General features: G+C 67.8%; 25 protein-coding genes. 13 read left to right on the plus strand and 12 right to left on the minus strand.

Annotated features, from left to right (window positions below):
• Positions 1-19: 19 nt before the first annotated feature.
• The 4 genes from dut to slmA are packed head-to-tail and all read left to right on the plus strand — an operon-like array spanning position 20 to position 3,539.
• Positions 20-487 (plus strand): dUTP diphosphatase, encoded by a 468-nt coding sequence (gene dut / locus FHR96_RS15805; RefSeq protein WP_183388693.1) that lies wholly within the window; start codon positions 20-22, stop codon positions 485-487.
• 50 nt (positions 488-537) lie between these two features.
• Positions 538-1,935 carry a phosphomannomutase/phosphoglucomutase gene (locus FHR96_RS15810; RefSeq protein ID WP_183388694.1) on the plus strand — a complete coding sequence of 466 codons (1,398 nt, stop codon included), beginning with the start codon at positions 538-540 and terminating at the stop codon, positions 1,933-1,935.
• A 34-nt stretch (positions 1,936-1,969) separates the two neighbouring features.
• Positions 1,970-2,872, plus strand: a complete 903-nt coding sequence (gene argB, locus FHR96_RS15815) for an acetylglutamate kinase (RefSeq protein WP_183388695.1) — start codon at positions 1,970-1,972, stop codon at positions 2,870-2,872.
• A gap of 55 nt (positions 2,873-2,927) precedes the next feature.
• Positions 2,928-3,539, plus strand: a complete 612-nt coding sequence (slmA, locus tag FHR96_RS15820; RefSeq protein ID WP_183388696.1) for a nucleoid occlusion factor SlmA — start codon at positions 2,928-2,930, stop codon at positions 3,537-3,539.
• Between the two features lie 174 nt (positions 3,540-3,713).
• Here the strand turns inward: slmA and rpoH are convergent, their stop codons facing one another.
• The 4 genes from rpoH to ftsY all read right to left on the minus strand — a co-directional run bounded on the left by rpoH (position 3,714) and on the right by ftsY (position 7,780).
• Positions 3,714-4,580 carry an RNA polymerase sigma factor RpoH gene (gene rpoH / locus FHR96_RS15825; RefSeq protein ID WP_183388697.1) on the minus strand — a complete coding sequence of 289 codons (867 nt, stop codon included), beginning with the start codon at positions 4,578-4,580 and terminating at the stop codon, positions 3,714-3,716.
• Positions 4,581-4,704: 124 nt separating this feature from the next.
• Positions 4,705-5,676, minus strand: a complete 972-nt coding sequence (gene ftsX / locus FHR96_RS15830) for a permease-like cell division protein FtsX (protein WP_183388698.1) — start codon at positions 5,674-5,676, stop codon at positions 4,705-4,707.
• Positions 5,673-6,341, minus strand: coding sequence for a cell division ATP-binding protein FtsE (ftsE, locus tag FHR96_RS15835; RefSeq protein ID WP_183388699.1), 669 nt, complete (start codon positions 6,339-6,341; stop codon positions 5,673-5,675). The genes ftsX and ftsE overlap by 4 nt, the downstream gene beginning before the upstream one ends.
• Positions 6,338-7,780, minus strand: coding sequence for a signal recognition particle-docking protein FtsY (ftsY, locus tag FHR96_RS15840; protein WP_183388717.1), 1,443 nt, complete (start codon positions 7,778-7,780; stop codon positions 6,338-6,340). Before ftsY ends, ftsE begins: the two co-directional genes overlap by 4 nt.
• Before the next feature lie 91 nt (positions 7,781-7,871).
• Between ftsY and rsmD the strand changes: the two genes are divergently transcribed.
• On the plus strand, positions 7,872-8,522 hold the full coding sequence (gene rsmD / locus FHR96_RS15845) for a 16S rRNA (guanine(966)-N(2))-methyltransferase RsmD (protein WP_183388700.1): 651 nt from the start codon (positions 7,872-7,874) through the stop codon (positions 8,520-8,522).
• 229 nt (positions 8,523-8,751) lie between these two features.
• On the plus strand, positions 8,752-8,961 hold the full coding sequence (locus tag FHR96_RS15850) for a cell division protein ZapB (RefSeq protein ID WP_183388701.1): 210 nt from the start codon (positions 8,752-8,754) through the stop codon (positions 8,959-8,961).
• Between the two features lie 7 nt (positions 8,962-8,968).
• Here FHR96_RS15850 and rimI read toward each other — a convergent pair whose 3' ends face one another.
• The 7 genes from rimI to prfB all read right to left on the minus strand — a co-directional run bounded on the left by rimI (position 8,969) and on the right by prfB (position 15,653).
• Complete coding sequence (gene rimI / locus FHR96_RS15855) at positions 8,969-9,433, minus strand: ribosomal protein S18-alanine N-acetyltransferase (protein ID WP_183388702.1); 465 nt, start codon at positions 9,431-9,433, stop codon at positions 8,969-8,971.
• The gene (locus FHR96_RS15860) at positions 9,426-10,247 is read right to left on the minus strand and encodes a hypothetical protein (RefSeq protein WP_183388703.1); all 822 of its coding nucleotides are present in this window, start codon (positions 10,245-10,247) and stop codon (positions 9,426-9,428) included. Before FHR96_RS15860 ends, rimI begins: the two co-directional genes overlap by 8 nt.
• Complete coding sequence (locus tag FHR96_RS15865) at positions 10,244-10,555, minus strand: BolA family protein (RefSeq protein ID WP_183388704.1); 312 nt, start codon at positions 10,553-10,555, stop codon at positions 10,244-10,246. Before FHR96_RS15865 ends, FHR96_RS15860 begins: the two co-directional genes overlap by 4 nt.
• 43 nt (positions 10,556-10,598) lie before the next feature.
• A complete protein-coding gene (locus FHR96_RS15870; RefSeq protein ID WP_183388705.1) occupies positions 10,599-12,011 on the minus strand; it encodes an MFS transporter in 1,413 nt (470 codons plus the stop codon).
• A 288-nt stretch (positions 12,012-12,299) separates the two neighbouring features.
• Positions 12,300-12,686, minus strand: a complete 387-nt coding sequence (locus FHR96_RS15875) for a hypothetical protein (RefSeq protein ID WP_183388706.1) — start codon at positions 12,684-12,686, stop codon at positions 12,300-12,302.
• 231 nt (positions 12,687-12,917) lie between these two features.
• Complete coding sequence (gene lysS / locus FHR96_RS15880; protein WP_183388707.1) at positions 12,918-14,453, minus strand: lysine--tRNA ligase; 1,536 nt, start codon at positions 14,451-14,453, stop codon at positions 12,918-12,920.
• A gap of 101 nt (positions 14,454-14,554) precedes the next feature.
• Positions 14,555-15,653, minus strand: a protein-coding gene (gene prfB, locus FHR96_RS15885; protein ID WP_343066369.1) for a peptide chain release factor 2 whose coding sequence is annotated in 2 segments (ribosomal slippage) — positions 14,555-15,577 and positions 15,579-15,653 — 1,098 coding nt in all. Because the reading frame shifts where the segments join, the coding sequence is not laid out codon by codon here.
• Positions 15,654-15,905: 252 nt separating this feature from the next.
• Between prfB and FHR96_RS15890 the strand changes: the two genes are divergently transcribed.
• From FHR96_RS15890 to FHR96_RS15905, 4 genes are all read left to right on the plus strand, one after another.
• Positions 15,906-17,486 carry a peptide ABC transporter substrate-binding protein gene (locus tag FHR96_RS15890; protein ID WP_183388708.1) on the plus strand — a complete coding sequence of 527 codons (1,581 nt, stop codon included), beginning with the start codon at positions 15,906-15,908 and terminating at the stop codon, positions 17,484-17,486.
• Positions 17,487-17,635: 149 nt separating this feature from the next.
• Positions 17,636-18,562 (plus strand): oligopeptide ABC transporter permease OppB, encoded by a 927-nt coding sequence (gene oppB, locus FHR96_RS15895; RefSeq protein ID WP_183388709.1) that lies wholly within the window; start codon positions 17,636-17,638, stop codon positions 18,560-18,562.
• A 4-nt stretch (positions 18,563-18,566) separates the two neighbouring features.
• Positions 18,567-19,457: an ABC transporter permease subunit gene (locus FHR96_RS15900; RefSeq protein ID WP_246392990.1), complete on the plus strand. Its 891-nt coding sequence runs from the start codon at positions 18,567-18,569 to the stop codon at positions 19,455-19,457.
• 204 nt (positions 19,458-19,661) lie between these two features.
• The gene (locus FHR96_RS15905; protein ID WP_183388711.1) at positions 19,662-21,263 is read left to right on the plus strand and encodes an ABC transporter ATP-binding protein; all 1,602 of its coding nucleotides are present in this window, start codon (positions 19,662-19,664) and stop codon (positions 21,261-21,263) included.
• Between the two features lie 86 nt (positions 21,264-21,349).
• Here the strand turns inward: FHR96_RS15905 and FHR96_RS15910 are convergent, their stop codons facing one another.
• A complete protein-coding gene (locus tag FHR96_RS15910; protein ID WP_221195847.1) occupies positions 21,350-22,687 on the minus strand; it encodes an OmpP1/FadL family transporter in 1,338 nt (445 codons plus the stop codon).
• Positions 22,688-23,006: 319 nt separating this feature from the next.
• Here FHR96_RS15910 and FHR96_RS15915 point away from each other — a divergent pair, with 319 nt between their 5' ends.
• The 3 genes from FHR96_RS15915 to FHR96_RS15925 all read left to right on the plus strand — a co-directional run bounded on the left by FHR96_RS15915 (position 23,007) and on the right by FHR96_RS15925 (position 26,619).
• Positions 23,007-23,462 (plus strand): MerR family transcriptional regulator, encoded by a 456-nt coding sequence (locus tag FHR96_RS15915; protein ID WP_183388713.1) that lies wholly within the window; start codon positions 23,007-23,009, stop codon positions 23,460-23,462.
• The gene (locus tag FHR96_RS15920) at positions 23,459-26,044 is read left to right on the plus strand and encodes a heavy metal translocating P-type ATPase (RefSeq protein WP_183388714.1); all 2,586 of its coding nucleotides are present in this window, start codon (positions 23,459-23,461) and stop codon (positions 26,042-26,044) included. The genes FHR96_RS15915 and FHR96_RS15920 overlap by 4 nt, the downstream gene beginning before the upstream one ends.
• Before the next feature lie 155 nt (positions 26,045-26,199).
• Complete coding sequence (locus tag FHR96_RS15925; RefSeq protein ID WP_183388715.1) at positions 26,200-26,619, plus strand: VOC family protein; 420 nt, start codon at positions 26,200-26,202, stop codon at positions 26,617-26,619.
• Positions 26,620-26,747: the final 128 nt, after the last annotated feature.

Here is a 26,747-nt window from a genome sequence, read left to right on the forward strand (position 1 = left end):
ACTCCCTGGAAGACATTCGATGCCGACCTTTCCCGACCGTCCCCGTCTCGCCGTCAAGCTGCTCGACGAGCGGATGCGCGACCACCTCCCCCACTACGCCACTCAAGGCTCCGCCGGCATGGACCTGCGTGCCCTGCTCGACGCCCCACTGGTGCTCGAGCCCGGCGACTGCGAGCTGGTTCGCACCGGGCTGGCCATTCACATCGCCGACCCGAGCCTCGCCGGGATGATCCTGCCCCGCTCGGGCCTGGGCCACAAGCACGGCATCGTGCTCGGCAACCTGGTGGGCCTGATCGACTCCGACTACCAGGGCGAGCTGATGGTCTCGGTGTGGAACCGCGGCAACACCCCCTTCACCCTGGAACCCTTCGAGCGCCTGGCCCAGTACGTGCTGGTGCCGGTAGTTCAGGCCGAGCTCGAGGTGGTCGACGACTTCGATGCCAGCGCCCGCGGCGATGGCGGCTTCGGCAGCTCAGGGCGCCACTAACGTTTCTGGCCGTCACTGACGCCGACCATCCCATGCACAAGGACGACGACATGAACCACAGCAGCACGAGCCCGGCCCCGGCCTCGATCTTTCGTGCCTACGATATCCGCGGCATCGTCGACGACACCCTCACCGAGGCCGGCGTCGAGGCTATCGGCCAGGCCATCGGCAGCGCCGCCCTCGCCCGCGGCGAATCCCGGGTGGTCGTCGCCCGCGACGGACGTCTCTCCGGCCCCCGGCTGCAAGCGGCCTTGACCCGCGGCTTGACCGCCAGCGGCTGCGACGTCATCGATGTCGGCATGGTGCCGACTCCGGTGCTCTACTTCGCCACCCACGAACTGGAGAACACCGCCTCTGGGGTGATGGTCACCGGCAGCCACAACCCGCCGGACTACAACGGCTTCAAGATCGTGCTCGGCGGCGAAACTCTGTCCGGTGAGGCGATCACCGATCTGCACCGCCGGATCGAGGAAAGCGACCTGGCCGAGGGTGCCGGCGAGGTGCACGAGCAGGACGTGCGTGAGGCCTATCTCGACCGCATTCTCGGCGACGCGTCCCTGGCCCGCCCGCTCAAGGCGGTGGTGGACTGCGGTAACGGCGTGGCCGGCGAGCTCGGCCCTGCGCTTATCGAGCGCCTGGGCGCCGAGACGATCCCGCTGTTCGCCGAGATCGACGGCACCTTCCCCAACCATCATCCGGACCCGGGCAAGCCCGAGAACCTCGAGGACCTGATCCGCGCCGTGCGCGAGCACGACGCCGACATCGGCCTGGCCTTCGACGGCGACGGCGACCGCCTGGGCGTGATCACGCCCCAGGGCCAGCTGATCTACCCCGATCACCTGATGATGGCCTTCGCCGAGGACATGCTCGAGCGCAACCCCGGCGCGCGGGTGATCTTCGACGTCAAGTGCACCGGCAACCTGGCCCGCGTCATCGATGAGGCCGGCGGCACCCCGGAGATGTGGCGCACCGGCCACTCGCTGATCAAGGCGCGCATGAAGGAGACCGGCGCCCAACTGGCCGGCGAAATGAGCGGCCATATCTTCTTCAAGGAGCGCTGGTACGGCTTCGACGACGGCCTGTACGGCGCCGCCCGGCTGCTGGAGGTGCTGTCGCGCCAGAGGGAGGACGCCGACGCCTTCTTCGCCCGCTATCCCCAGGATATCGGCACCCCCGAGATCAACGTCGCGGTGACGGACGACACCAAGTTCGAGCTGGTGGATCGGCTGGCCCGGGAGAGCGACTTCGGCGAGGATGGCATCAAGACGACCCTGGACGGCATTCGCGTCGACTATCCGGACGGCTGGGGACTGTGCCGCGCCTCCAACACCACGCCGATGCTGGTACTGCGCTTCGAGGGCAAGAGCGACGCCGCGCTGGCGCGCATCCGCGATCGTTTCGCCGGCGCCCTCGCCCAAGTGGCGCCGGATCTGGAACTGCCGCAGTGAACCGGCTCAACAGACACCATCAGGACAGGACGAGATGACCGAACAGACCCGCGACCCCCGCCAGGTAGTGGAGGTGCTCTCCGAGGCACTGCCCTACATCCAGCGCTTTTCCGGCAAGACCGTGGTGGTCAAGTACGGCGGCAACGCCATGACCGAGGACACCCTGATCGACTCCTTCGCTCGCGACATGGTGCTGATGAAGGAAGTCGGCATCAATCCGGTGGTGGTTCACGGCGGCGGCCCGCAGATCGGCGAACTGCTCGAGAAACTCAAGATCGAGTCACGCTTCGTCAACGGCATGCGGGTCACCGACGCCGAGACCATGGACGTGGTCGAGATGGTGCTCGGCGGCCTGGTCAACAAGGGCATCGTCAACCTGATCAACCAATGTGGCGGCAAGGCCATCGGCCTGACCGGCAAGGACGGCGCCCAGATTCGCGCCCGGCAGCTCAAGGTCGAGCACAAGACGCCCGACATGGCCGCCTCCGAGATCATCGACATCGGCCACGTCGGCGAGGTGGAACACATCTCCACCGACCTGATCGAGATGCTCGCCGCCCGCGATTTCATCCCGGTGATCGCCCCCATCGGGGTCGATGCCGCCGGGCGCAGCTACAATATCAACGCCGACCTGGTGGCCGGCAAGGTCGCCGAGGCCCTGGACGCCGAGAAGCTGATGCTGCTGACCAACGTCGCCGGCCTGATGAACGCCGAGGGAGAAGTGCTCACCGGCCTGACCACCGCCCAGGTCGACGCCCTGATCGGCGATGGCACCATCCATGGCGGCATGCTGCCGAAGATCCGCTGCGCCCTGGACGCGGTCAAGGGTGGCGTGGCCAGCGCCCACATCGTCGACGGCCGGGTACCTCACGCCACCCTGCTGGAAATCTTCACCAACGCCGGAGTAGGCACCCTGATCACCAACACGACACGCTGACGCCAAGGCCGGCTGAGACCGGCCGATTCTCAAGGACCGACAAGAAAATAACGCTATGACGCAGGCAAACCCCACCCCCAGTCGCCGGGAGCAGATCCTCCAGGGTCTGGCCCTGATGCTGGAGGAAGACAGCGGCAAGCGCATCACCATCGCCGCCCTGGCTCGCCAGGTCGGCGTCTCCGAGGCCGCGCTCTACCGCCACTTCCCCAGCAAGGCACGAATGTTCGAAGGGCTCATCGAGTTCATCGAGCAGACGCTGTTCGAACGCATCGCCCGCATCCTCGAGGACGTTCCCGAGGCACTGCCCCGCTGCGGCCAGATCCTTACCCTGGTGCTGGCCTTCGCCGAGAAGAACCCCGGGCTGTCGCGACTGCTCGGCGGCGACGTACTGACCGGCGAGACGGCCAGGCTACGACAGCGCATCCACCAGCTCTTCGAGCGCCTGGAGACCCAGCTAAAGCAGGTGCTGCGCGAGGCCGAGCTTCGCGAGGGGCTACGTCCCACCCTGCCGATTCCGGCCGCCGCCAACCTGCTGGTCGCCCAGGCCGAGGGGCGTATCGCCCAGTACGTACGCAGCGACTTCCGCCGACGGCCCACCGAGCACTGGGATGACCAGTGGCCGGCGCTGTCGGCGAGGTTGATGCGCGAGGCGGTGCAGACGGCTTAGATCGAAGCTCGAAGCCCGAAGCCCGAAGCCCGAAGCCCGAAGCCCGAAGCCCGAAGCCCGAAGCCCGAAGCCCGAAGCCCGAAGCCCACAACGCTAAGAGGGTGCCGAGCAAAACAAAACCCCGCAGGCCGTAGCCTCCGGGGTTTTGTTCGTGCGGCGCCTGCACCCGCGGCATCAGGCGGCCAGGGTATCGCCGAGCTGCTGCTTGATCTTCTTCATGGCGTTCTTCTCGAGCTGCCGGATACGCTCGGCGGACACACCGTAAACGTCGGCCAGCTCGTGAAGGGTCGACTTGTCGTCGCTCAGCCAGCGCTGCTGCAGGATGTCTCGGGAGCGCTCGTCCAGCCCCTCGAGGGCCACCTGCAGGCGTCGGGTGGCATCGGCCTCCCAGTCGCTGTCCTCGAGCTGGGTGGCGGGGTCCTGGCTGGCGTCGTCCAGATAATGGACCGGCGCCTGGTAGGCGGTCTCCTCGTCTTCCCCCGGCGCGGCATCGAACCCTGCGTCGTGGGCCGACAGGCGGCCTTCCATCTCGCGCACCACCTCGGGCTTGACGTCGAGGTCCTTGGCAATCGCCTCGACCTCGTCCGTGTTCAACCAGGCCAGGCGCTTCTTGGCGCTGCGCAGGTTGAAGAACAGCTTACGCTGCGCCTTGGTGGTGGCGATCTTGACGATCCGCCAGTTACGCAGCACGAATTCGTGAATCTCGGCCTTGATCCAGTGCACGGCGAAGGAGACCAGCCGCACGCCCTGATTGGGGTCGAAACGCTTCACGGCCTTCATCAGGCCGACGTTGCCCTCCTGGATCAGGTCGGCCTGGGCCAACCCGTAGCCGGCATAGCTGCGCGCAATGTGCACCACGAAGCGAAGGTGCGACATTACCAGGCGGCGTGCCGCCTCGAGATCGCCTTCGTCGTGCAGGCGGTAGGCCAGCTCACGTTCTTCATCGACGGTCAGCATGGGAATGCCGTTCACCGCCTGGATATAACCGTTGAGGTCGTGGCCCGGGGAAAGGTGGCCCACCGGCAGAAGACTGGTGCTCATGTGCAGGGTGTCTCCATCGAAGCCCGTGTGTGGAATCCCGTGACTGGAATCCCTATAGTCGCCGCCTTTGACGGCGAGCTCTCGATTTGGTTCCCGCGATCTTCGCGTCGAGAGACCGCGTTTTCTAACGGGGGCGGATCTGCGCCAGATGGCGGCTTACGGCGATCCACGCCCCCAACCAGCCCAACAGTGTACTACAGCCCAACAGCATTGCCGACCCTGCAAGACCCAAGCCGGGAAGCGCAAAGCTGGCACCGTAGCTGGCCGCCAGGGCCGCTATCGGCGCAGCCAACCAGTCGCCGCCGAGCGTCAGCAATCCCCAGGCCAGAAGGCCGCCGCCGAGCCCGTACCAGGCGCCGCTGTAGAGGAACGGGCGGCGCACGAAGGCATGGGTGGCACCGATCAGGGTCACCACCTCGATCTCCTGGCGACGATTCTCCACCGCCAGACGAATGGTATTGCCCACCACCAGCAGCACCCCGAGCCCGAACAGGACGGCGAGCCCCAGACCGACCCGACGCCCCAGCTCGGCCAGGTGGCGCAGCCGCTCCAGCCAGGCCAGGTCCAGGCGAACTTCCTCGACCCCGGCCACCGTTTCGAGGCCGTCCGCCAGGCCCTGCACCGCCGCCGGGGCAGGATCCTGCGGGTGGATCACCACGCTGGCCGGCAGGGGGTTGCCCGGCAATCGTGCCAGGGCATCCTCGAGCCCCAACGCCTGCTGGAACTCGGCCATGCCCTCGGCGGCGGTAATCAGCCGCGTGCTCGCCACGCCCTCGCGCGCCGCCAGCGCCTGCTCGATGCGCCCCGCTTCGTCGGCTCCGACGTCCTTCTCCAGGTAGACGGTGAGCGTCGCACTCTCGTCCAGCTCGGCGTCGAGCAATCGGGCCCCATCCAGAGTCAGCCACAGCCCGGCGGGAAGGACCAGGGCGATGGCGATCGCCAGCATGGTCAACAGACTGCCGACAGGATGACGCAGTAGCCGGCTCGCGCTGTCCAGCGACATGGCGCGATGGTGGCGCAGCCAGCTGCGCCAACGGCCACCGGCGGTGGCCCGCTGGGCACGGGCCCCACGACGAGATGGCGTCTCTCGGCTCATGCGGCCTCCTCGTCGGCCACCAGGCGCCCCTCCTGGAGGCGCAGGGTACGATGTCGCAGCCGGGCGATCAGCGCCAGGTCGTGGCTGGCCACCATCACCGTGGTGCCGATGCGATGAAAGTCCTCGAACAGCGCCATGATGTCCGCTGACAGCTGGGGGTCCAGATTGCCGGTGGGCTCGTCGGCAAGCAGCAGGGCCGGCTTGTTGACCACCGCCCGGGCGATGCCCACACGCTGCTGCTCGCCGCCGGACAGCTCGATGGGCAAGGCCTTCTCGCGGTGCAGCAAGCCCACCTTGTCCAGCGCCGCGCGCACCCGACGCGCCGCCTCGCGGGGCTCGGCGCCCTGGATCTCCAGCGGCAGCGCCACGTTGTGGTAGATCGAGCGGTCGAAGAGCAGTTGGTGGTCCTGGAAGACCACGCCGATCTGGCGCCGGTAGAAAGGCACCTGGCTGGCGTGCAGGCGATCGATGTCGTGGCCGGCGACCAGGATGCGCCCGCGGCTGGGGCGCTCCAGGCGCATCAGCAGGCGCAGCAGCGAACTCTTGCCGGCACCGGAGTGGCCGGTGAGAAACACCATCTCGCCGCGACGCACGCGGAAGTCGAGATTGGCGAGCGCATCAAAGCGCCCGCCGTAACGCTTGCCGACGTGCTCGAAGGCGATCATGCCGAGGCGTCGTCGCGGTCGAACAGGGCGTCGACGAATTCCCGGGCGTCGAAGGGCCGCAGGTCATCCAGGGTCTCGCCGACGCCGATGAAGCGGATCGGCGTGCCCAGTTGCTGGGCCAGGGCGAAGATGACGCCGCCCTTGGCGGTGCCGTCGAGCTTGGTCAGAGTGATGCCGGAAACCGGCACCGCCTCGTTGAAGGTGGCGGCCTGGGAGAGCGCGTTCTGGCCGGTACCGGCGTCGAGCACCAGCATCACCTCGTGAGGCGCCTGGGCATCGAGCTTGCCCATCACCCGGCGCACCTTCTTGAGTTCCTCCATCAGGTGCGCCTTGTTGTGCAGCCGGCCCGCGGTGTCGGCGATCAGCACGTCGACGCCGCGGGCGCGGGCTGCCGCCAGGGCGTCATAGACCACCGAGGCGCTGTCGGCGCCGGTGTGCTGGGCCACCACCGGCACGTCGTTGCGCTCGCCCCAGACCTTGAGCTGCTCCACGGCGGCGGCGCGGAAGGTATCGCCGGCGGCCAGCATCACGCTGCGCCCCTCGCGCTGGAAGCGCTGGGTGAGCTTGCCAATGGTGGTGGTCTTGCCGACGCCGTTGACGCCGACCACCAGGATCACGAACGGCCCCTCGCCCTTGGGCGGTAGTGCCAATGGCGCGGTGACACCCTCGAGCAGGGTCGCGAGCTCGTCCTGCAGCGCCCTGTAGAGCGCTTCGGGATCCTTGAGCTCCTTGCGCGAGACCCGCTCGGTGAGCCGGTCGATGATCTGGGTGGTGGCCTCGATGCCCACGTCCGCCAGCAGCAGCTGGGTCTCGAGTTCCTCCATCAGGTCGTCGTCGATCTGCTTGCGCCCGAGGAAGAGGCCGGCGAGCCCCTCGGTCAAGTTGGAGCGGGTCTTGCCCAGCCCTTCGCGCATGCGCGCGAACCAGCCCTTCTTCTCGCTCTTGGGCTTCTCGCGAAGCTGGGCCTTGGGCTTCTCGCGAGGCTCGGTGCTGGGCGACTCCTCGGGTGCCGAGACGGGCTCGGGCTCGGGTGCGAGCTCGGCGGCCGCTTCAGGCTGCGCAGCGACGGGCGGCTCGGGTTCAGACTCGGCCGCGGGCGCCGCATCGGTCTCGTCGACAGGCTCGGCGCCTGATTCCGACACCTCGGGTTCCGCCCAGGACGCGTCCGATGCCACGGCGGGTTCCGGCTCGGCATCGGCGACGGGCGGCTCGGGCGCGTCAGCGGGCTCGGGCTCCGCGGCCGCGACGGGCTCAGCATCGCTCTCGGGTACGGCCTGTGACTCGCTCGCCGACGCCGACTCCGGCTCCGGCTCGCGCGGCGACTCGGCCGGCGCGCCGCCAGATTCCTCCTGCTCGACCTCGCCGGAAGCATCCGGCGTCGCCTTGGGATCCTGCTGCTGCTCTTCCTGCTTCTTCTTGCGCTTGAGAAAACCGAACATGTAGGGATTCAGCCTCGCGGATGAACGAATCGCCACATCCTACCATCGCGCACCATGACTGTGGACACGACGCCCGCTACAATCGGCGCCCATGAGCCGACGACGCCCCTCCCCCCGCCACTCGAAACCTTCCCGCTCCGGCAAGGGCGCAGCCCCGCGACCCGCCGGCCAGCTGCGTATCATCGGCGGCGAACACCGCCGTCGCCGGCTCCCGGTGCTGGATAGCCCCGGGCTGCGCCCGACGCCGGACCGCGTCCGCGAGACGCTGTTCAACTGGCTGGGCATGGCCACCCCCGGCGCCCGGGTGCTGGACCTGTTCGCCGGCACCGGCGCCCTGGGGCTCGAGGCGCTGTCTCGCGGTGCCGCGCAGGCGGTGCTGGTGGAGCGCGACCCGCGGGTCGCCCGGGCGCTGAGCGATAACCTGGCGACCCTGGGCATCGCCCGCGCCGAGGTCGCGATCGCCGATGCCCTGGCGTTTCTCGCCGGCACACCCCGGCCGGTGACGCTGGCCTTCATCGACCCCCCCTTTCGTCAGGATCTCGCGGCCCCCTGCTGTGACGCCCTGGAAGACGGCTGGCTGACGACGGATGCCTGGATCTATCTGGAGACGGAATCGGAGCTCGAGCCCACGGTTCCAGGTACCTGGAAGCTGCACAGGGAGGTTCGCGCCGGAGACAGCACCGGGCGGCTCTATCACCGAACTGAAGAAACCGAGAAGTCGCACATAGGCGACGCTTGCTGAGCCCCGCGCACGGGGTTACGCTGCCGCTGCAGGACGCCCCTGGCCGCCTGACGGATTTAGCGATCGTCACGGGAACTCCGGTCTTGGCGTCAAGATCATCGATCGCGGCCGATAGCTCGCCACTGATCGACATGGATCGGACAGCGCTGGCCGAGAGGCCTGGGTCCACACAAGATACGCATTAAATCCGCCAGGCTGCCTGCCCCACGGACATCGTCAGGAGAAACGGATGAGCATCGAACTCTTCAATCAGCTCGAACAGAAAGTCGCCAGCGCCGTGGAGGCCCTGGAATTGATGAAGATGGAAGCCGAGGAGCTGCGCGAGGAGAACACGCGCCTCAAGCAAGAGCGCGAAGATTGGGAGCGCCGCCTGTCCGCGCTGCTGGGCAAGTTCGACGACGTCGAGACCGGCAGCACTGCCGAGCAGCAAGCCGGCTGAGACACGCTCACCCCTCGGTCAGGGGGCGAGACATCAGCAGTGCGTCCTCCCGGCGGGCGCCGGCCAGCGGCGGATAATAGCCGCGCCGGCGCCCGTCTTCCTCGAGCCCCGCTCGCCGGTAAAGGGCAATCGCCGGGGCGTTACCCGCCCTGACCTCCAGCAGCAGCCTTTCGGCTCCCCATTCGCAGGCGCGCGAGATCACCGCCGCCAGCAACCGCGAGGCCAGGCCCTCGCCGCGCCGCGCCGGCGACACCAGGATCGCCTCGAGCTCGGCATCGAAGGGCTGGCGCGCCAGCACCGCATGGCCGATCAATCCCGTCGCGTCCTCCAACCCCAGTACGGCATGCTGCGCCGAGACCAGCACGGCCTCGAACCGCTCTGCGGGCCAGGGCTGAACCTGCCCGGCTTCCTCCAGGGCCGCCAGTGCCGCCAGGTCCGCGACCGCAAGCTCGCGCAGTCGCGGCTCAGTCATCGTCGGCCTCGCCGCACCAGTCTCGATGCCAACGGGCGAGCCGCGGCCACAGTTGACGCTTGAGCTCGGCGCTGCCCGCCATGGCATCCAGTGAGGGGCCCTGCCAGGCCGGCAAGTCCAGCGCCGTCGCGCGCTCGGCCTCGATGGCCAGCACCGTCCCCAGGACCGCGTCCTCGCCGAACACCAGCAGCCGCTCCGGAGCCCAGCCACGACGCGCCCGACCGGCCAGGAAGGCCGCAAGCCCCTGACGGGCCTCGTCCAGGGGCGCCTGTACCGGCAGCCCCTCGATCTGGGGCCAGTGGAAGGATTCGAAGGCCGGCGGCTGTTCCGGCGTGACACCGGCGGCACGCAGCAGATTGGCCAGCAGCCGCTGGGCTACCGGCGAGGGTGCCGCCTCACCCGGCAGTACCACCAGCCAACGACCATCCAGGCAAGCCACCTGAAGGGCAAACCGCAGCGCCTCCTGCGGGGCAGCCTCTTCGGCCGCATCGGTCCCGGCATCCGCTGCCGACGCCTCATCGACCGTCGCCGCCTCGGGCACCACGCCGCCGAGCAGGGCTCTCGCCTTGCGCGGCCCTGCGGGCCTTTCATGCGGCTCGGCCTGGGGCGCGGTGGGCGCCGGTGCGGGCTCTGCGGGCGTGTCGAGAAGCGCCTGGAGGCGTTCGGCGGGCGCCTGGCGAGCCGACTCGGCGGGCGTCGGCAGCTCCCATTCGCAGGCCTCGGTGGGCCGAGCATTGGGCAGCCGATAGCGGGCCGTCCAGGCCGTCAGGCCCATGGCCTCCAGGTATTGCAGCCGCTGGGGCTCGGTGGTCACGAGTGCCCGCCGCCCCGGCAGTCGGGGGAATCCGGTCGCGCCTCGCCGCGGGCCTGCCACTCCTCGGGGGTATAGGGGTGCAAGGCCAGGGCATGCACGGGACCCGCCAGCTCATCGGCCAGCAGGGCGTAGATCTGCTGGTGGCGCTTCACCGGCATCATGCCGGCGAAGCGCGGCGACACCAGGGTCACCTTGAAGTGGGTCTCGGAATTGGCGGGCACGTTGTGCTTGTGGCTCTCGTTCTCCACCGACAGGTAGGTGGGCTCGAGGGCCTGGAGCTTGTGCTCGATGGTCGACTGGATGCTCATCTCGGCGTTCCGCTGGTGAGTGTCGGGGATCATGTACCGGGGATCATTGTACGCGTTCGGTCGCGGCGCGACGACGGGCACGCTGCGCTTCGCCGGCCATCGAGACGCGCCCGAGACTGGCCAGTAGCGACAATCCGGTGGTCGCCATACCGGCCCATAGCGTCGTTTGTATCGGGGCCCCGGCGGCCAGGCAAGCGCCGACCAGGGCCACGCCCAGCGACTGCCCCACGGTCCGGGTGGTGCTCATCACACCCGAGGCGTTGGCGCTCTTCTCGGCCGGCACGCTGCCCATCAGCTCGCGATTGTTGGGCGGCTGGAAGAAGCCGAAGCCAAGTCCGCACAGCGCCGTGCGCCACAGGCAGTCGAACACGTCGGCATCGGCCTCGAGCAACGCCAGGCTGGCCAGACCGGCCATCAGCAGCACCAGGCCCGCCGAACTCAGCAGGCTAGGATTGAAGCGGTCGGCCAGACGCCCGGCGAGCGGCCCGGCCACCATGATGGTCAGCGGCCAGGGCGTGAACAGCCAGGCGGTTTCCAGCGGCGTGAAGCCCATCTCCTGTTGATACAGGAAGGACAGCGCAACGAAGGCCAGCCCCTGGCCGACGAAGGCCAGCCCCTGGGAGGAGAGGGCCAGGCTGAAGCGCCGCTCGGCAAACATCGATAGCGCCATCAGCGGATAGGGCGCGCGGCGCTGGCGGGCCAGGAAGGCGGTTCCGGCGATCACGCCGAGAGCAAGCCAACCGAGGGTCGCGAGCCCGGGCAGCTCGGCGCCGTTGCCGTCCAGCGCCGCGAAGAAGCAGCCCAGCGTGGCCATCGCCAGCAGCGCCCCCCAGCCGTCGAAGCCGCCGCGCCGGCCCGCCTCCCTGGGCAGAGCCCGCCAGGCCAGCGCAGCGGCACCCAGCGCCGGCAACGCCGGCAGAGCGAACAGCCAGGGCCAGCTCGCCACCGAGAGAATCGAACCACCCAGCGCCGGCCCGGCGGCGTAGCCGATGCCCACCACCAGCGAACTCAATCCCAGGGCGCTGCCCAACAGCCGCGAGGGAAAGATGACGCGATACAGCGACGGGCCGATCGACAGCGTCGCCGCCGCCGCCATGCCCTGCAGGGCGCGAAACGCCAGCAGCGATTCCAGGCTGCGCGACAGCGCACAGCCCAGCGCGGCCACGGCGAACAACGCCAGTCCGCCCATATAGATACGACGCCGGCCGACCAGCTCGCTCAAGGCGGCGAAGACCAGCAGAAAGCCCGCGCAGGTCACCTGAAAGAGGTTGGTCACCCAGACCGCATCGGCCGAGGCCACCTCGAGATCGGCGGCGATGGACGGCAGCGCCAGGTTGACCATGGAGTTGTCCATCACTGCCATGGTGGTGCCGAGGATCAGCGCCAGCACAGCGATACGGCGTTCGGAACCCGGCAGGCCATCGTCGCCGGGGCGGTTCGAGAAGAGTCGGCTCATGTTGGATCGTCGCTGACAAGAAAACCGGCCTCAGCCGGTTTTGAAACACTCGTGGAACTCCGAAGCGGCAAGGCATCGAGTCACGTCACGAGCGAAGATAAGCAGGGGCGCCTAGCCTGGCTGACGCCGGAGCAGCGCAACCGGAGTTGACTTGCCGCTCAATGAGGATTGGGCGGTCCGACGTTTCGGCACCGCCGGCGGCCAGATTGGCGAGGTTCGCTCCCGACGAACCATCGCACTTCCCACATCCATTTGGGTCGTCGAGCGCAGTAGTGCATCGCTGTCTTGCTAGTCCTGGTCCGTTTCCAGCAGCAGGTTATCGTCCACCTCGGCCACTTCGAGGGCCGCCTCGTCATCGAGGTCGATGGCCAGATAGCTGTACTCGAAGTGCAGGAAGCGTTGGAACAGCGCCCAGTCGAGCGTCTCGGGCCACTGGCGCTCGTCTTCTTCCCAGGCGCGCAGTTCGGTCTCGAGGATCTCGAGATAGCGCTCGCGCACGAAGGCCTCGAGAGCCTCGGGAGTATCCATTTCCGGAATCAGGTAGACGGTGCTTTCCCTTTCGACGTCGCCGAGCGAGAGGTCATCGTCGCCCTGAGTGGGCTCCAGGTCATTGATCCAGTCGACGAAGTGCTGGGTCGGCCTGACGCTCAGGGCGGAACGGTTGAGCAGTTTCATCGCGGTCTCCTCGACGTCGAAACGCTGCCATTATGGGCGCCAGCGGCGCTCGTTACCAACACTTCCCGACCGAACCATCTTATGCGGGCATACACGGCCCCACCGGAACACGAGGAAGGCGGCGAGCTAGGGCCAGGCTAGGCGCGCGGGGGGTCGCTGGCGGAATGTACGAGTTTGTACATGAGCAAAGCGAAACCCCGCGCAACGCCGCCTGGCCGACGCGCAGCGCCTTCAATCCCCTGAAGGGCGCATGGCCGGGAACAGCAGCACGTCCCGGATCGAAGCACTGTCGGTCAGCAACATCACCAGCCGGTCGATGCCGATGCCCTCGCCGGCGGTCGGCGGCAGGCCGTACTCCAGCGCGCGCACGTAGTCGGCATCAAAGTACATCGCCTCGTCGTCGCCGGCCTCCTTCTCGGCCACCTGGGCGGCGAAGCGCTCGGCCTGGTCCTCGGCGTCGTTGAGCTCCGAGAAGCCGTTGGCGATCTCGCGGCCGCCGACGAAGAACTCGAAGCGCTCGGTGACGAAGGGATCGCTGTCCTTGCGCCGCGCCAGCGGGCTGACCTCGGTCGGGTAGTCGGTGATGAAGGTCGGCTGCTGGAGGCGATGCTCGACGGTCTTCTCGAAGATCTCGATCTGCACCTTGCCGAGCCCCCAGCCGTCCTTGACGTCGATGTCCAGGCGCTCGGCGATCTGGCGTGCGGCGGTTTCGTCGGCCAGCGACTCGGCGTGGATGTCCGGGTTGTACTCGAGGATGGCGTCGAACACGCTGAGCCGGCGCAGCGGGCGGCCGAAGTCGTACTCGTAGGTCTCCAGCACCTCGCCCTCGGCATCACGCACCGTGTTGGTGACCACGGTGGTGCCCAGCACCCGCTGGGTGACCTCGCGCAGCATGGCTTCGGTGAGGTCCATCAGGTCCTGGTAGTCGGCATAGGCCTGATAGAACTCGATCATGGTGAACTCGGGGTTGTGCCGGGTCGACAGCCCCTCGTTGCGGAAGTTGCGGTTGATCTCGAAGACCCGCTCGAAGCCGCCCACCACCAGGCGCTTGAGATAGAGCTCAGGGGCGATGCGCAGGTACATGTCGATGTCCAGCGCGTTGTGGTGGGTGATGAAGGGCCGGGCCGTGGCGCCGCCGGGGATCGGCTGCAGCATCGGCGTCTCGACCTCCATGAAGCCGTGATCCTCGAAGAAGCGGCGCATGGCGCTGATCACCCCGGCGCGGGTCTGGAAGACCTCGCGGGAATCGGGGTTCATGATCAGGTCCACGTAGCGCTGGCGATAGCGGGCTTCCATGTCGGTCAGGCCGTGGAACTTGTCCGGCAGCGGGCGCAGACTCTTGGTCAGCAGCCGCGCCTCTTCCATCATCACGTAGAGGTCACCCTTGCCCGACTTGTGCACCGGGCCGCGCCCGGCGACGATGTCGCCGATATCCCAGCCCTTGATGTCCTCGAGCACCTCCGCCGGCAGCCCCTTCTTGTCGACATAGAGCTGGATCTGGCCGCTGGCGTCCTGGATGACGATGAACGGACCGCGCTTGCGCATGATGCGTCCGGCCACGGCGGCGGGGCGCGCCAGCGCCTCGAGCTCGGGCTTGTCCTTGTCGCCCAGCTCGGCGGCAAGCTCAGCGGCGGTGCTGTCGCGACGGAAGTCGTTGGGGAAGGCACTGCCGCCGTCGGTGGCGGCGCGCTCGCGGCGCTCGGCCAGCTTGCCGCGGCGCTCCGCGATCAGGTGGTTCTCGTCCTGGGAAGTGTCCTGGTTAGCCATGTCGCTACCTGTGAAGAATGGGCTACGGGCTACGAGCAACGGGCCGCGAGCGATGGAAGCTGGTTGCCCGCTGCTCGCGACCCGTCACCCGACGCTAAGGGCTATAGGCCTTGTTTGAGGCTCGCCTCGATGAACTGGTCGAGATCGCCGTCCAGCACCTTGTCGCAGTTGCTGGACTGCACGCCGGTGCGCAGATCCTTGATGCGCTGGTCGTCCAGCACGTAGGAGCGGATCTGGCTGCCCCAGCCGATATCGGCCTTGGAGTCCTCGGCCGCCTGCTTGGCGGCGTTGCGCTTCTCCATCTCGTGTTCCCACAGCTTCGCCTTGAGCTGCTTCATGGCGAAGTCGCGGTTGGCGTGCTGGCTGCGCTGGTTCTGGCAGGCCACCACGATACCGGTCGGCTCGTGGGTGATCCGCACCGCCGAATCGGTGGTGTTGACGTGCTGACCGCCGGCGCCGCTGGAGCGGTAGGTGTCGACGCGCAGGTCCGAGGGATTGATCTCGATCTCGAAGCTGTCGTCCACCTCCGGCGACAGGAACACCGAGGCGAAGGAGGTATGGCGACGACCGCCGGAGTCGAACGGACTCTTGCGCACCAGGCGATGCACGCCGGTCTCGGTACGCAGCCAGCCGAAGGCGTACTCGCCCTGAACATGCACGGAGGCCGACTTGATGCCCGCCACCTCGCCGGCGGAGAGCTCGATGATCTCGGCCTTGAAGCCGTGATGCTCGGCCCAGCGCAGGTACATGCGCAGCAGCATGTTGGCCCAGTCCTGGGCCTCGGTGCCGCCGGAACCCGCCTGGATGTCGAGATAGGCGTTGTTCTCGTCCATCTCGCCGGCAAACATGCGCCGGAACTCGAGCTTCTCGAGGCTGGCCTGCAGCCCCTCCAGCTCGCGCTGTACCTCCTCGACGGTGCCCTCGTCCTCCTCCATCTCGGCCAGTTCCAGCAGGTCGGCGCTGTCGGCCAGGCCCTGATCCAGCTCGTCGATGGTGGACACGATCGCCTCGAGGGTCGCCCGTTCCTTGCCCAGTTTCTGGGCATAGTCCGGATCGCTCCAGACATTGGGGTCCTCGAGTTCGCGGGTGACTTCCTCTAGCCGATCCTTCTTCTCGGCATAGTCAAAGATACCCCCTCAGGACATCTGTCCGCTCAGACAGGTCCTTGATGAGGTGGTTGATCGGGTTGGTTTCCAGCATGGGTGTCGCCTGAATCCAAGAGAGATGAGGCGCGCGCCGACGGCATGGCGTCGGCGGCGGAGAAAAGACGCACAGTGTAGCGAAATGCACCGCCTCCGACCATCCCGCCGCGGGCACTACCGCGGGGGTATCGAATTCGTGGATAAGCCCATGCGCAATTTCAAATGGACCCCGTTCGGGGTCTCAGCGAAGGTGAGGAACAGCCATTTAGCACTCGAACGACTCCAACAACCACAAACCAAGGAGTGACCCATGCGCAAGACGCGCCTTTTCGCCGGCGGCCTGCTGCTGGCTTCGACCTGCCTTTCTTCGTCCGCCTTCGCCGAGACCCTCGACATCGGCGTCACCGGCGAGCTCGCCTCCTTCGACACCTCCCAGGTCTCGGGTGGCATCTGGGAGTCCCAGATCCTGATGGACGTCTACGAGGGCCTGGTCAAGAAGTCCCCCGACGGCGAACTGCTGCCCGGCATGGCCGAGTCCTGGGAGATCTCAGAGGACGGCCTGACCTATACCTTCCACCTGCGCGAGGACGCGGCCTGGTCCGACGGCGAGCCGGTCACCGCCGAGGACTTCGTGTTCGGCTGGCGCCACCTGCTCGACCCGGCCAATGCCTCCAAGTACGCCTACATGCTCTATCCGGTGGCGGGCGCCGAAGCGGTCAACACCGGCGAGCAGCCGCCCGAGGCGCTGGGCGTGGCCTCTCTAGACGACGGCCGCACCTTTCAGGTCACCCTCGATGCGCCGACGCCCTACTTCCTCCAGCAGTTGACCCACTACACCGCCTATCCGGCGCCCAAGCACACCCACGAGCAGTACGGCGACGACTGGGTCAAGCTCGATCACATCGTCACCAACGGCGCCTTTACCCCCGTGAAGTGGGTCTCCCAGTCGCACATCGACGTGCGCCCCAACCCCGAGTACTACGACGCCGAGGACGTGACGCTGGACGGCGTGACCTATCACACCATCGAGGACCGCAACGCCGGGGTCTCGCGCTTCCGCGCCGGAGAGCTCGACATCATGCGCGAGTACTCCTCGAGCATGTACGGCCTGCTCAAGGACGAACTGCCCGAGGCCACCCACATGAGCACCTACCTCGGCAGCTACTACTACGCCTTCAACCACCGCGAGGGGCACCCCACCACCGATCCTCGCGTGCGCGAGGCGCTCAACCTGGCGGCCCGCCGCAACGTGATTTCCGAGCAGATCATGGGCGGCACCTTCCAGCCGGCGCTGTCCTTCGTGCCCGACGGCATCGCCCACTACGACGTCCAGGAAATGGCCCTCGAGGGCGACATGGACGCCCGCCTGGCCCGCGCCCGCGAACTGCTCGAGGCGGCCGGCTACGGCCCCGACAATCCGCTGCACCTGCGCCTGCGCTACAACACCACCGACGAGCACAAGAAGATCGCCGTGGCCATGGCGGCCATGTGGCGTCCGCTGGGCGTCGAGGTCGAGATGATCAACGCCGAGGCCACGGTGCATTACCAGACCATCGCCGAGGGCGACTTCGACATCGCTCGGGCCGGCTGGATCGCCGACTACAACGACGCCGAGAACTTCCTCTCCCTGCTGCACACCGGGGTTGGCAACAACTACGGCGCCTACTCCAACCCGGACTACGACGCCCTGCTCGACCAGGCCGCCGACACGCTGGACCTGGACGAGCGCCAGCAACTCCTGGAGCAGGCCGAAGCCCTGGCACTGGAGGACGATGCGCTGATCCCGATGCTGTATTACGTCTCGCGCAACCTGGTGAATACCCGCCTGGCGGGCTGGGAGGACAACATCGAGGACGACCATCCCTCGCGCTGGGTCCACTTCGCCGACTAGCTCCCTTCGCTGACTAGCCCCTTTCTGCCGGGGACGGCCCTGCCGCCCCGGCTGAACTCACTTTGGCCCCGCATGCCCTGTGACATCCGCTACAGGAGGAGACGCCCCATGCCCGTTCGACCCCGATACCGTTCCCGGAGCCTGCCGCCATGCTGAGCTACTCCCTCAAGCGCCTGCTGCAGGCGATCCCGACGATGCTGATCGTCATCACCATCGCCTTCTTCCTGATGCGGGTGGCCCCCGGCGGCCCCTTCGACGGCGAGCGCGCCCTGCCGCCGGAGATCGAGGCCAACCTGATGGCCGCCTATCACCTCGACGAACCGCTGCCCCAGCAGTACCTGCGCTATCTCGGCAACCTGCTGCAGGGCGACTTCGGCCCTTCCTTCAAGTACAAGGACTTCAGCGTCACCGAGCTGATCCTGCAGGGCTTCCCGGTCAGCCTGGAGATCGGCGGGCTGGCGATCCTGCTGGCGCTGGCGCTCGGCCTACCGCTGGGCATTGCCGCCGCACTGAATCGCAACAGCGCCATCGACTACGCGGTGATGGGTACCGCCCTGGCCGGCATCGCGGTCCCCAACTTCGTGGTCGCCCCGCTGCTGGCGCTGGTGTTCGGGGTGCTGCTCGGCTGGCTGCCCGCCGGCGGCTGGAACGACGGCGCCCTGCCCAACCTGGTGCTGCCGGTGGTGGCGCTGTCGATCCAGCAGATCGCCTACATCGCCCGCATGATGCGCGCCAGCATGATCGAGGTGCTGGGCAGTCACTACATCCGCACCGCCCGCGCCAAGGGCCTCAGCGAACGCCTGGTGGTATGGCGCCACGCCATTCGCCCGGCGCTGCTGCCGGTGGTCTCCTACCTGGGCCCGGCGATCGCCGGGATCATCACCGGCTCGGTGGTGATCGAGCAGATCTTCGGCATCCCCGGCATCGGCCGCTACTTCGTCCAGGGCGCGCTCAACCGCGACTACACCCTGGTGATGGGCACGGTGGTGTTCTACGGCGCGCTGATCGTGCTGCTCAACCTGGTCGTCGACCTGCTCTATTCCGCCCTCGACCCGCAAATCCGCTATGACGACTGATGCCATGACCTCACGCTCCCTGACTCCCGACGCCGATGCCGGCATGGCCGGCGACAGCCTCGGCCGCGAGGCCTGGCGCCGGCTCAAGCAGAACAAGGCCGCCATGGCCAGCCTGTGGCTGCTCGCCACGATCACCCTGGTCTGCGTGGCCGGTCCCTGGCTGACGCCCTGGGGGCTGGCCGATGTCGACTGGAACGCCTTCGGCGTCGCTCCGACCCTCGACGGCGGCCACTGGCTGGGCACCGACGCCAACGGCCGCGACCTGCTCACCCGCACCCTCTACGGCGGCCGCGTCTCGCTGTCCGTAGCGCTGGTGGCGACCCTGGTCAGCCTGGCGATCGGCGTGCTCTACGGCGCCGTCTCCGGTTACCTCGGCGGGCGCGTCGACAACCTGATGATGCGCTTCGTCGACATCATGTACTCGCTGCCGTTCATGTTCCTGGTGATCCTGCTGATGGTGGTATTCGGCCGCAACATCCTGCTGATCTACGCCGCCATCGGTGCCGTGGAGTGGCTGGACATGGCGCGCATCGTGCGCGGCCAGACGCTGGCACTCAAGCGACGCGAGTTCATCGAGGCCGCCCATGCCCTGGGCGTCAAGGATCGCAAGATCGTCACCCGCCACCTGATTCCCAACGCCATCGGCCCGGTGATCGTCTACGTCACCCTCACCGTGCCCAAGGTGATCCTGCTGGAGAGCTTCCTGTCGTTCCTGGGGCTCGGCGTGCAGGAGCCGCTGACCAGTTGGGGGGTGCTGATCAGCGAGGGCACCGACATGATGCAGACGGCCCCCTGGATGCTGCTGGTGCCCTCGGTGTTCCTGGCGCTGACGCTGTTCTGCCTCAACTTCCTGGGCGATGGGCTGAGGGACGCCCTGGACCCCAAGACACGCTGATGGAAGCACCGATTTATTGCTGCGCTCGCGTAGTTGAGACAAAGAGCTGGCCCCCGGCGGTGCCGAAGCGTCGGACCGTCGCAATCCTCAATGCGCAGCCAGTCAAGACTGGTTGCCGCGCGCCGGCGGTAACCAACCTCTCTTCGCTCGCGACATAAATCGGCATTCCCATGTCACGCACATGAGCGATACCAGGAGTGAAAGATGACAACCCCATTGCTCGAGGTCGACGAACTGTGCGTCGACTTCGCCCTGCCCCACGGCACTGTGTCTGCCGTCAAGCACGTCAGCTACCGCATCGAGGCGGGCGAGACCCTGGCCCTGGTCGGCGAGTCCGGCTCCGGCAAGTCGGTGTCCTCCACCGCCGCCATGGGCCTGCTCCCGGACCTGGCCCGCACCCGCGGGGCCATCCGCTTCGAGGGCGAGGACCTGCTGGCCGCGACGCCGAAGCGCCTGCGCCGGCTACGCGGCAACGACATCGCGATGATCTTCCAGGAGCCGATGACCTCGCTCAATCCCCTGCATCGCATCGGTCGCCAGATCGCCGAGGTGCTCGAACGTCACCGCGGCCTGAAGGGACGCGCCGCCCGCGAACGGGTCCGGGAGCTGCTCGAGCAGGTCGGCATTCCCGAGCCCGAGCGACGCCTCGACAGCTATCCCCGCGAACTGTCCGGCGGCCAGCGCCAGCGGGTGATGATCGCCATGGCGCTCGCCTGCGAGCCCAAGCTGCTGATCGCCGACGAACCGACCACGGCGCTCGACGTCACCGTTCAGGCGCAGATCCTGGCCCTGCTCAAGGACCTGCAACAACGCTATGGCATGGCCATCCTGTTCATCACCCATGACCTGGGCATCGTGCGCCACTTCGCCGACCGAGTGTGCGTGATGCGCCAGGGCGAGCTGGTAGAAAGCGGCGAGACCCGGGCGCTGTTCGACGCCCCCCGGCATGACTACACGCGGATGCTGATCGACGCTGAGCCACGGGGCCGCAAGACGCCGGTTACCGAGGACGCCCCGATGCTGCTCGAGGCGCATGGCGTGCGGGTACGCTTCCCGCTCAAGAAACGGCTCTTTCGCCCCTCGACATATTTCGAGGCGGTACGCGGCATCGAACTGGCGATTCGCCGAGGGCAGACGGTAGGCATCGTCGGTGAGTCCGGCTCCGGAAAGTCGACGCTGGGACGCGCCCTGCTGCGGCTGCTCGACAGCCGCGGCGACATCCGCTTCGAGGACACCGCCCTGGGCGGCCTCGACAGCGCCGCCATGCGACCGCTGCGCTCGCGGATGCAGGTGGTCTTCCAGGATCCCTTCGGCTCACTGTCGCCGCGCATGACGGTGGGCGAGATCGTCGGCGAAGGCCTGCGAGTGCACGCTCCGGAACTCACCGCCCGGGAGCGCGATGCCCGAGTCCAGGAGGCGCTGGGCGAGGTGGCCCTCGACCCGGCGATGCGTCGGCGCTATCCCCACGAGTTCTCCGGAGGCCAGCGCCAACGCATCGCCATCGCCCGTGCGCTGGTGCTAAAACCCGAGTTCCTGCTGCTCGACGAGCCCACCTCGGCGCTGGATCGCTCGGTGCAGGCCACGGTAATCGAGCTGCTCCGCGACCTGCAGCGCCGCCATGGCCTGACCTACCTGTTCATCAGCCATGACCTGGCCGTGGTCCGCGCCCTGGCCGATACCGTGCTGGTGATGAAACAGGGCGAAGTGGTCGAGCAGGGCGACACCCAGGCACTGTTCGAGGCGCCTCGAGAAGCCTATACCCGTGAGCTGATGCGGGCGGCCTTCCTCGACGCCCAGACCGCCTGATCACGCCCTCTCCCCCAAGAAAAACCCCGGCCGATGGCCGGGGTGGCTGAGTCGCCGGGCGAATCGCCGAAGCCGGCGTGCCGCGACTAGAAGCGATAATCCATCGACAGCGCGAAGACGTCGGCCTCGACCTCGTAGTTGCCCGAGAGGTTGCCGCGAGAGGCGTTCTCGTTGGTCGGGGTTGCGTCCTGATCCATGTCGACGTCGTCACCGAAGATGTGCAGATAGCCGGCGGTGATGCCCAGGTTCTGGGTCGGCTGGTAGGTGGCACCCAGCGAAGCCCAGCGGCGATCGGAATCCGGCACCCGCGGGGTGCGGTGCTGGGCGTCCGGCACCGGCGTCTGGTCGATGCCCAGGCCGCCGCGCAGGGTCCACTGCTGGTTCAGCGCGTAGTTCGCCCCCACCGAAAAGGCCCAGGTGTCGTCCCAGTTCTCGGTGGTGGTGCTGTTGGAGCCGTCCTCGAACTCCACCACCAGCTCATCGAAGCTGCTCCACTCGGTCCACTCGGCGTTGGCCATGACCGTCAAACGATCGGTCAACTGGTGGTTGACCCCCAGATTCAGGCTGGCCGGGGTGGTCAAATCGGCGGAGCCCCCCATATCGGACACCTGACCCGCGGCGATGGCTCCATCGGAGAGCGGATCGGTGCCCGAGACATCGAGGTCGCCCTCCAGCGTCAAGTCGACCTCGGAGCGATAGCTGACGCCGAAGCGGGTGCGTTCGGTAGCCTGAAACAGCGCCCCGAGGGTATAGCCATAGCCCCAGTCGTCGCCAGTCAGCTCACCGATGACATCATTCTGCCCCGGGGTCGCCAGCGGGCTCCCCATCTGCGCCGCCGCGGCGCCGAAGTCGATGGCGTTGGACAGCGTCGCATCGGCATATTGCGCGCGCAGGCCGACCGCCAGGTTGAGGCGATCGGTGGCCCGATAGTTGAGCGTTGGCTGGATGTCGATCGTCTTCAGCTCGGTTTCGATGGCGTGATAGCGACCGATCCAGTCCTCATCGTATTTGGTGGACAGCCCATAGGGCGAGTAGATCGCCAGCCCCAGGTCCCAGCGCTCGTTCAACTGGGTCTTGGCGGCGAAGCTCGGCACCACGGCCGACTCCCCCCCCTCCCCCGAGGCATCGGAGAAATAGGGCATGCCGAGCACGTTGGATGCCTCGGCATCCTGCAGTTCGAAGGTGGCATCGATATAGGACACGCCACCGGCCACCTGGCTGCCATCGATGTTGCCGATGGCGGCCGGGTTGTAGGCCATGAAGCTGGCGTCCTCGGCGCCGGCGGCGGAGTTGGAGAAGGCATTGGCCAGGGTCTTGGCGCTTTGCTCGCGGACCTGGAAGCCGGAGGCGGCGGCCTGGCCGGCTGCCAGGGTCGCGGAGGCCAGAGCGATGGCGACGGTGAGCGTACGGGGCGTGATCTGCATGGCGCTGGGCATCCTTTTCGATGGCTGTCGTTGTGACTGTTGTTGTGGCTGTCGTTGTCACTGTTGTTGTGATGATTCGGGTGATGACTCAGGTGCTGACGACAGTGTTTGCAGAATCCCCTCAAGGGTTCAAGGCCAAACGTTCGTTTTAATCTCTAATTCGCTAATACTTTGGTAGGACAGCCGTTTCATGCCCTGGCACATCAGAGAGTTAGCCATGACACCGGTAGAAGCCTCGGCGAGAGCCGACGGGCGCTTGACCTTTGTGTAACCCAAGGGTTTTACACTTCATTCATCCCATGACCCAGGAGCCGATGGCATGAAGGTCAGCGAACTCGCCCGCAGGGCCGGCGTTACCGCCGAGACCGTGCGCCATTACACCCGTGAAGGGCTGCTGTCCCCCGAGCGCGATCCAGACAACGGTTACCAGCTCTACGACGATGACGACCTGCGCCGGCTGCGCTTCATCCAACGGGCCCGCACCCTGGGCTTTGGCGTCGCCGAGATCCGCGAGATCCTCGAGCAGTCCGACCGCGGCGATTCCCCCTGCCCGTTGGTTCGAGACCTGCTGGCCCACCGCCTGCCGGAGATTCGGGCCCGCATCCAGGAGCTAGAGGCCCTCGCCAATCGCATGGAAGAAGCGCTGGGTGCCTGGGAGCGCCTGCCCGACGGCACGCCCGACGGCCACAGCCTGTGCCGGCTGATCGAGAGCTTCCCCGAGCCGCTGGAGCCGTCGCCGCGAACGGCCCCTCCCCACCAGGAGACATCGTCATGAGTAGCTCGCCGACGCAACGTACGCGCGACATCCCCGCCATGAGCTGCCAAGGCTGCGTCAAGCGCATGCGCGAGGCCATCCAAGCCCAGGACGCCGAGGCCGACGTCATCGGCACGCCCGCCGAGCATCGCCTCGAGGTCGTGAGCACACTGAGCGACGCCGAGCTGGACCGGGTACTGGCGGACGCCGGCTATCCGCCCGAGGCATCGTCCCTCGAGCCGGGCGCCGCGGCCGAGGCTGCCCCCGAGCCCGCGCCGGAAACCACGCTGGCGCCGCAGGCCAACAGCCATAGCGAGGGTGACGACGATGGCGACACCACCCAGCGCCTCTCCATCACCGGCATGACCTGCGCCGGCTGCGTGAAGAGCGTGCAACAGGCGCTGGAGCGCACGACTGGCGTCGAATCGGCCACGGTCAATCTCGGCAACCACACCGCCCAGGTGCGCGGCAGCGCCGATACCCAGGCGCTGATCGACGCCGTGGACGCGGCCGGCTACGGCGCCGAACCGATCCTCGACCTGCGCGAAGCCGAGCGGGTACGCGCCGATCGCGACGCCGTCGAGTATCGCCGCCGGATGCGCGGCAGCGCCCTGTCGCTGGCGCTGGCCGTGCCGCTGATGGTCAGCATGTTCGTCTATCACCCCCAACCGCTCGGCGCCGGCCGATGGTTCTGGCTGGTGGTGGGCCTGCTGACCCTGGCCGTGATGGCCGGGCCCGGCCGGCACTTCTTCCGCAATGCCTGGAAGAACCTGCGCCATCACCAGGCCAACATGGACACCCTGATCGCCATGGGCACCGGCACCGCCTGGCTCTACTCCATGGCGGTAGTGGCCTTCGCCGAGGCCCTGCCCGAAATGGCCCGCGGCCTCTACTTCGAGGCCTCGGCGATGGTGATCGGCCTGGTGCTGCTGGGCAACGCCCTGGAGCTGAAGGCCAAGGGCCGCACCAGCGACGCCCTGCGCCGCCTACTCGACCTGCAGAGCCGCACCGCCCGGGTGATCCGCGACGGCCGGGAGTTCGAAGTCGATATCGACGAGGTGCGCGAGGGCGACCGGCTGCGCGTACGCCCCGGCGAGCGCCTGCCGGTGGACGGCGAAGTCCTCGAGGGCGAGAGCCACCTCGACGAGTCCATGCTCACCGGCGAGCCCGCTCCGGTAGCCAAGGCGGCCGGCGACGAGGTCAGCGCCGGCACCGTCAACGGCCAGGGCGGGCTGGTCTATCGGGCCACCCGAGTCGGCGCCGACACCCGGCTCGGCCGCATCACCGAGCAGGTGGCCCGCGCCCAGGCCTCGCGGCCGCCCATCGGCCGGCTCGCCGACACAATTTCCGGCATCTTCGTGCCGTCGGTGATGATCATCGCCGTGCTCACCGCGCTGGTCTGGTTCAATTTCGGCACCGAGCCGCGCGTGCTGCACATGCTGGTCACCGCCAGCACGGTGCTGATCATCGCCTGCCCCTGTGCGCTGGGCCTGGCCACGCCGATCTCCACCATGATCGGCGTCGGCAAGGCCGCCGAATATGGCGTGCTGGTGAGAAGCGGCGAGGCGCTGCAGACCGCCAGCCGTCTCACCACACTGGTGGTGGACAAGACCGGCACCCTCACCGAAGGCAAGCCGCGCCTCACCGAGGCCGAGATTCTCAAGGGTGACGAACAGGAAGCGCTCGGCTGGGTGGCGGCGCTGGAGCGCGGCTCCGAGCACCCGCTGGCCAGCGCCCTGCTCGCCCACGCCGAGGCACAGGGCGCCGACGCCGCCGAGATCCGCGACTTCACCAGCGTGACCGGCGGCGGCGTGCGCGCCAGCACGCCCGACGGCCGGACGCTGCTGCTCGGCAACGCCCGCCTGCTCGAGGAGGCCGGCGTCGAACTCACCCCGGGCAAGGACCGCGTCGACGAGCTCGAAGGCCAGGCACGCACCGTGGTTCAACTGGCCGTCGACGGCCAGCTCGTCGCCCTGTTTGGCGTCAGCGACCCGCTGCGTGCCGATGCCCAGGAGGCCGTCGCGCGCCTGCGAGACGAAGGGCTGACCATCGTGATGCTGACCGGCGACAACGCGCACACCGCCCGCGCCATCGCCGACGAGGTCGGCATCGATGAGGTCCGCGCCGGGCTGCTGCCCGAGGACAAGCACGCCGAGATCGAGCGGCGCCAGGCCAACGGAGAGACGGTCGGCATGGTCGGCGACGGCATCAACGACGCCCCGGCGCTGGCCCGCGCCGACGTCGGCTTCGCCATTGGCCAGGGCACCGACGTAGCGATCGAGAGCGCCGGCATCACCCTGATGCGCGACTCGCTGAACGGCGTGGCCGACGCCATCGCCATCAGCCGCGCGACGCTGACCAATATCAAACAGAACCTGGTAGGCGCCTTCGGCTACAACGTGCTCGGCATCCCCATCGCCGCCGGCGCGCTCTATCCGCTGACCGGCAGCCTGCTGTCGCCGGTCATCGCCGGCGCCGCCATGTCGGCCTCCTCGATCACCGTGGTCGGCAACGCCAGCCGCCTGCGCGCCTTCCGCCCCAGGAACGCCGGCGCGTCATCCACCAGAACACCATCCATTCACCAACAGGAGGCCTCCACATGAGCTGGATCGTCAATCTCGCCGGCCTGGCGCTGATCGTCCTGATTGCCTGGTGGTTCTGGGGGCCGACTCGCTGAAGCCTGCCCGACGAGGCCGCCCGCGGCCTCAGCCACGGGACTGCTAGGCTGATAACCAGGAGGCCACAGGGAGCAAGCCGAATGCCCGAACTCAACGGGGTACTGGAGACAGCCCTCTACGTGGAGGACATGGCACGGGCCCAGACCTTCTTCGAAGGCGTGATGGGCCTCACACCCTTCACCGCGGACCATCGTTTCACCGCCTTCGACGCCGGGGCGGGGTCGGTATTGCTGCTGTTCCTGCGCGGCGAGACTCTGGAGACGGTGGTCCTCCCCGGCGACATGGGGACCATTCCGCCCCACGACGGCAGCGGCCGGGTACACATGGCCTTTGCCATCGCCGCCAGCGATCTGGCGGCCTGGGAGGCCCAACTGCGCGACCACGGCGTCGACATCGAAGGTCGCACCCACTGGCCGCGGGGCGGAGAAAGCCTGTATTTCCGCGATCCCGACGGGCACCTGCTGGAACTCGCCACCCCCGGGGTATGGCCGAGCTACTGAGGCCGCTCTCGGGAGAGCCTGCTCTCTATCCGACCGCGATCCCGACGGGCACCTGCTGGAACTCGCCACCCCCGGGGTATGGCCGAGCTACTGAGGCCGCTCTCGGGAGAGCCTGCTCTCTATCCGAC

The organism is Halomonas organivorans (genome assembly GCF_014192055.1).
In the GTDB taxonomy this organism is placed as follows: Bacteria; Pseudomonadota; Gammaproteobacteria; order Pseudomonadales; family Halomonadaceae; genus Halomonas; species Halomonas organivorans.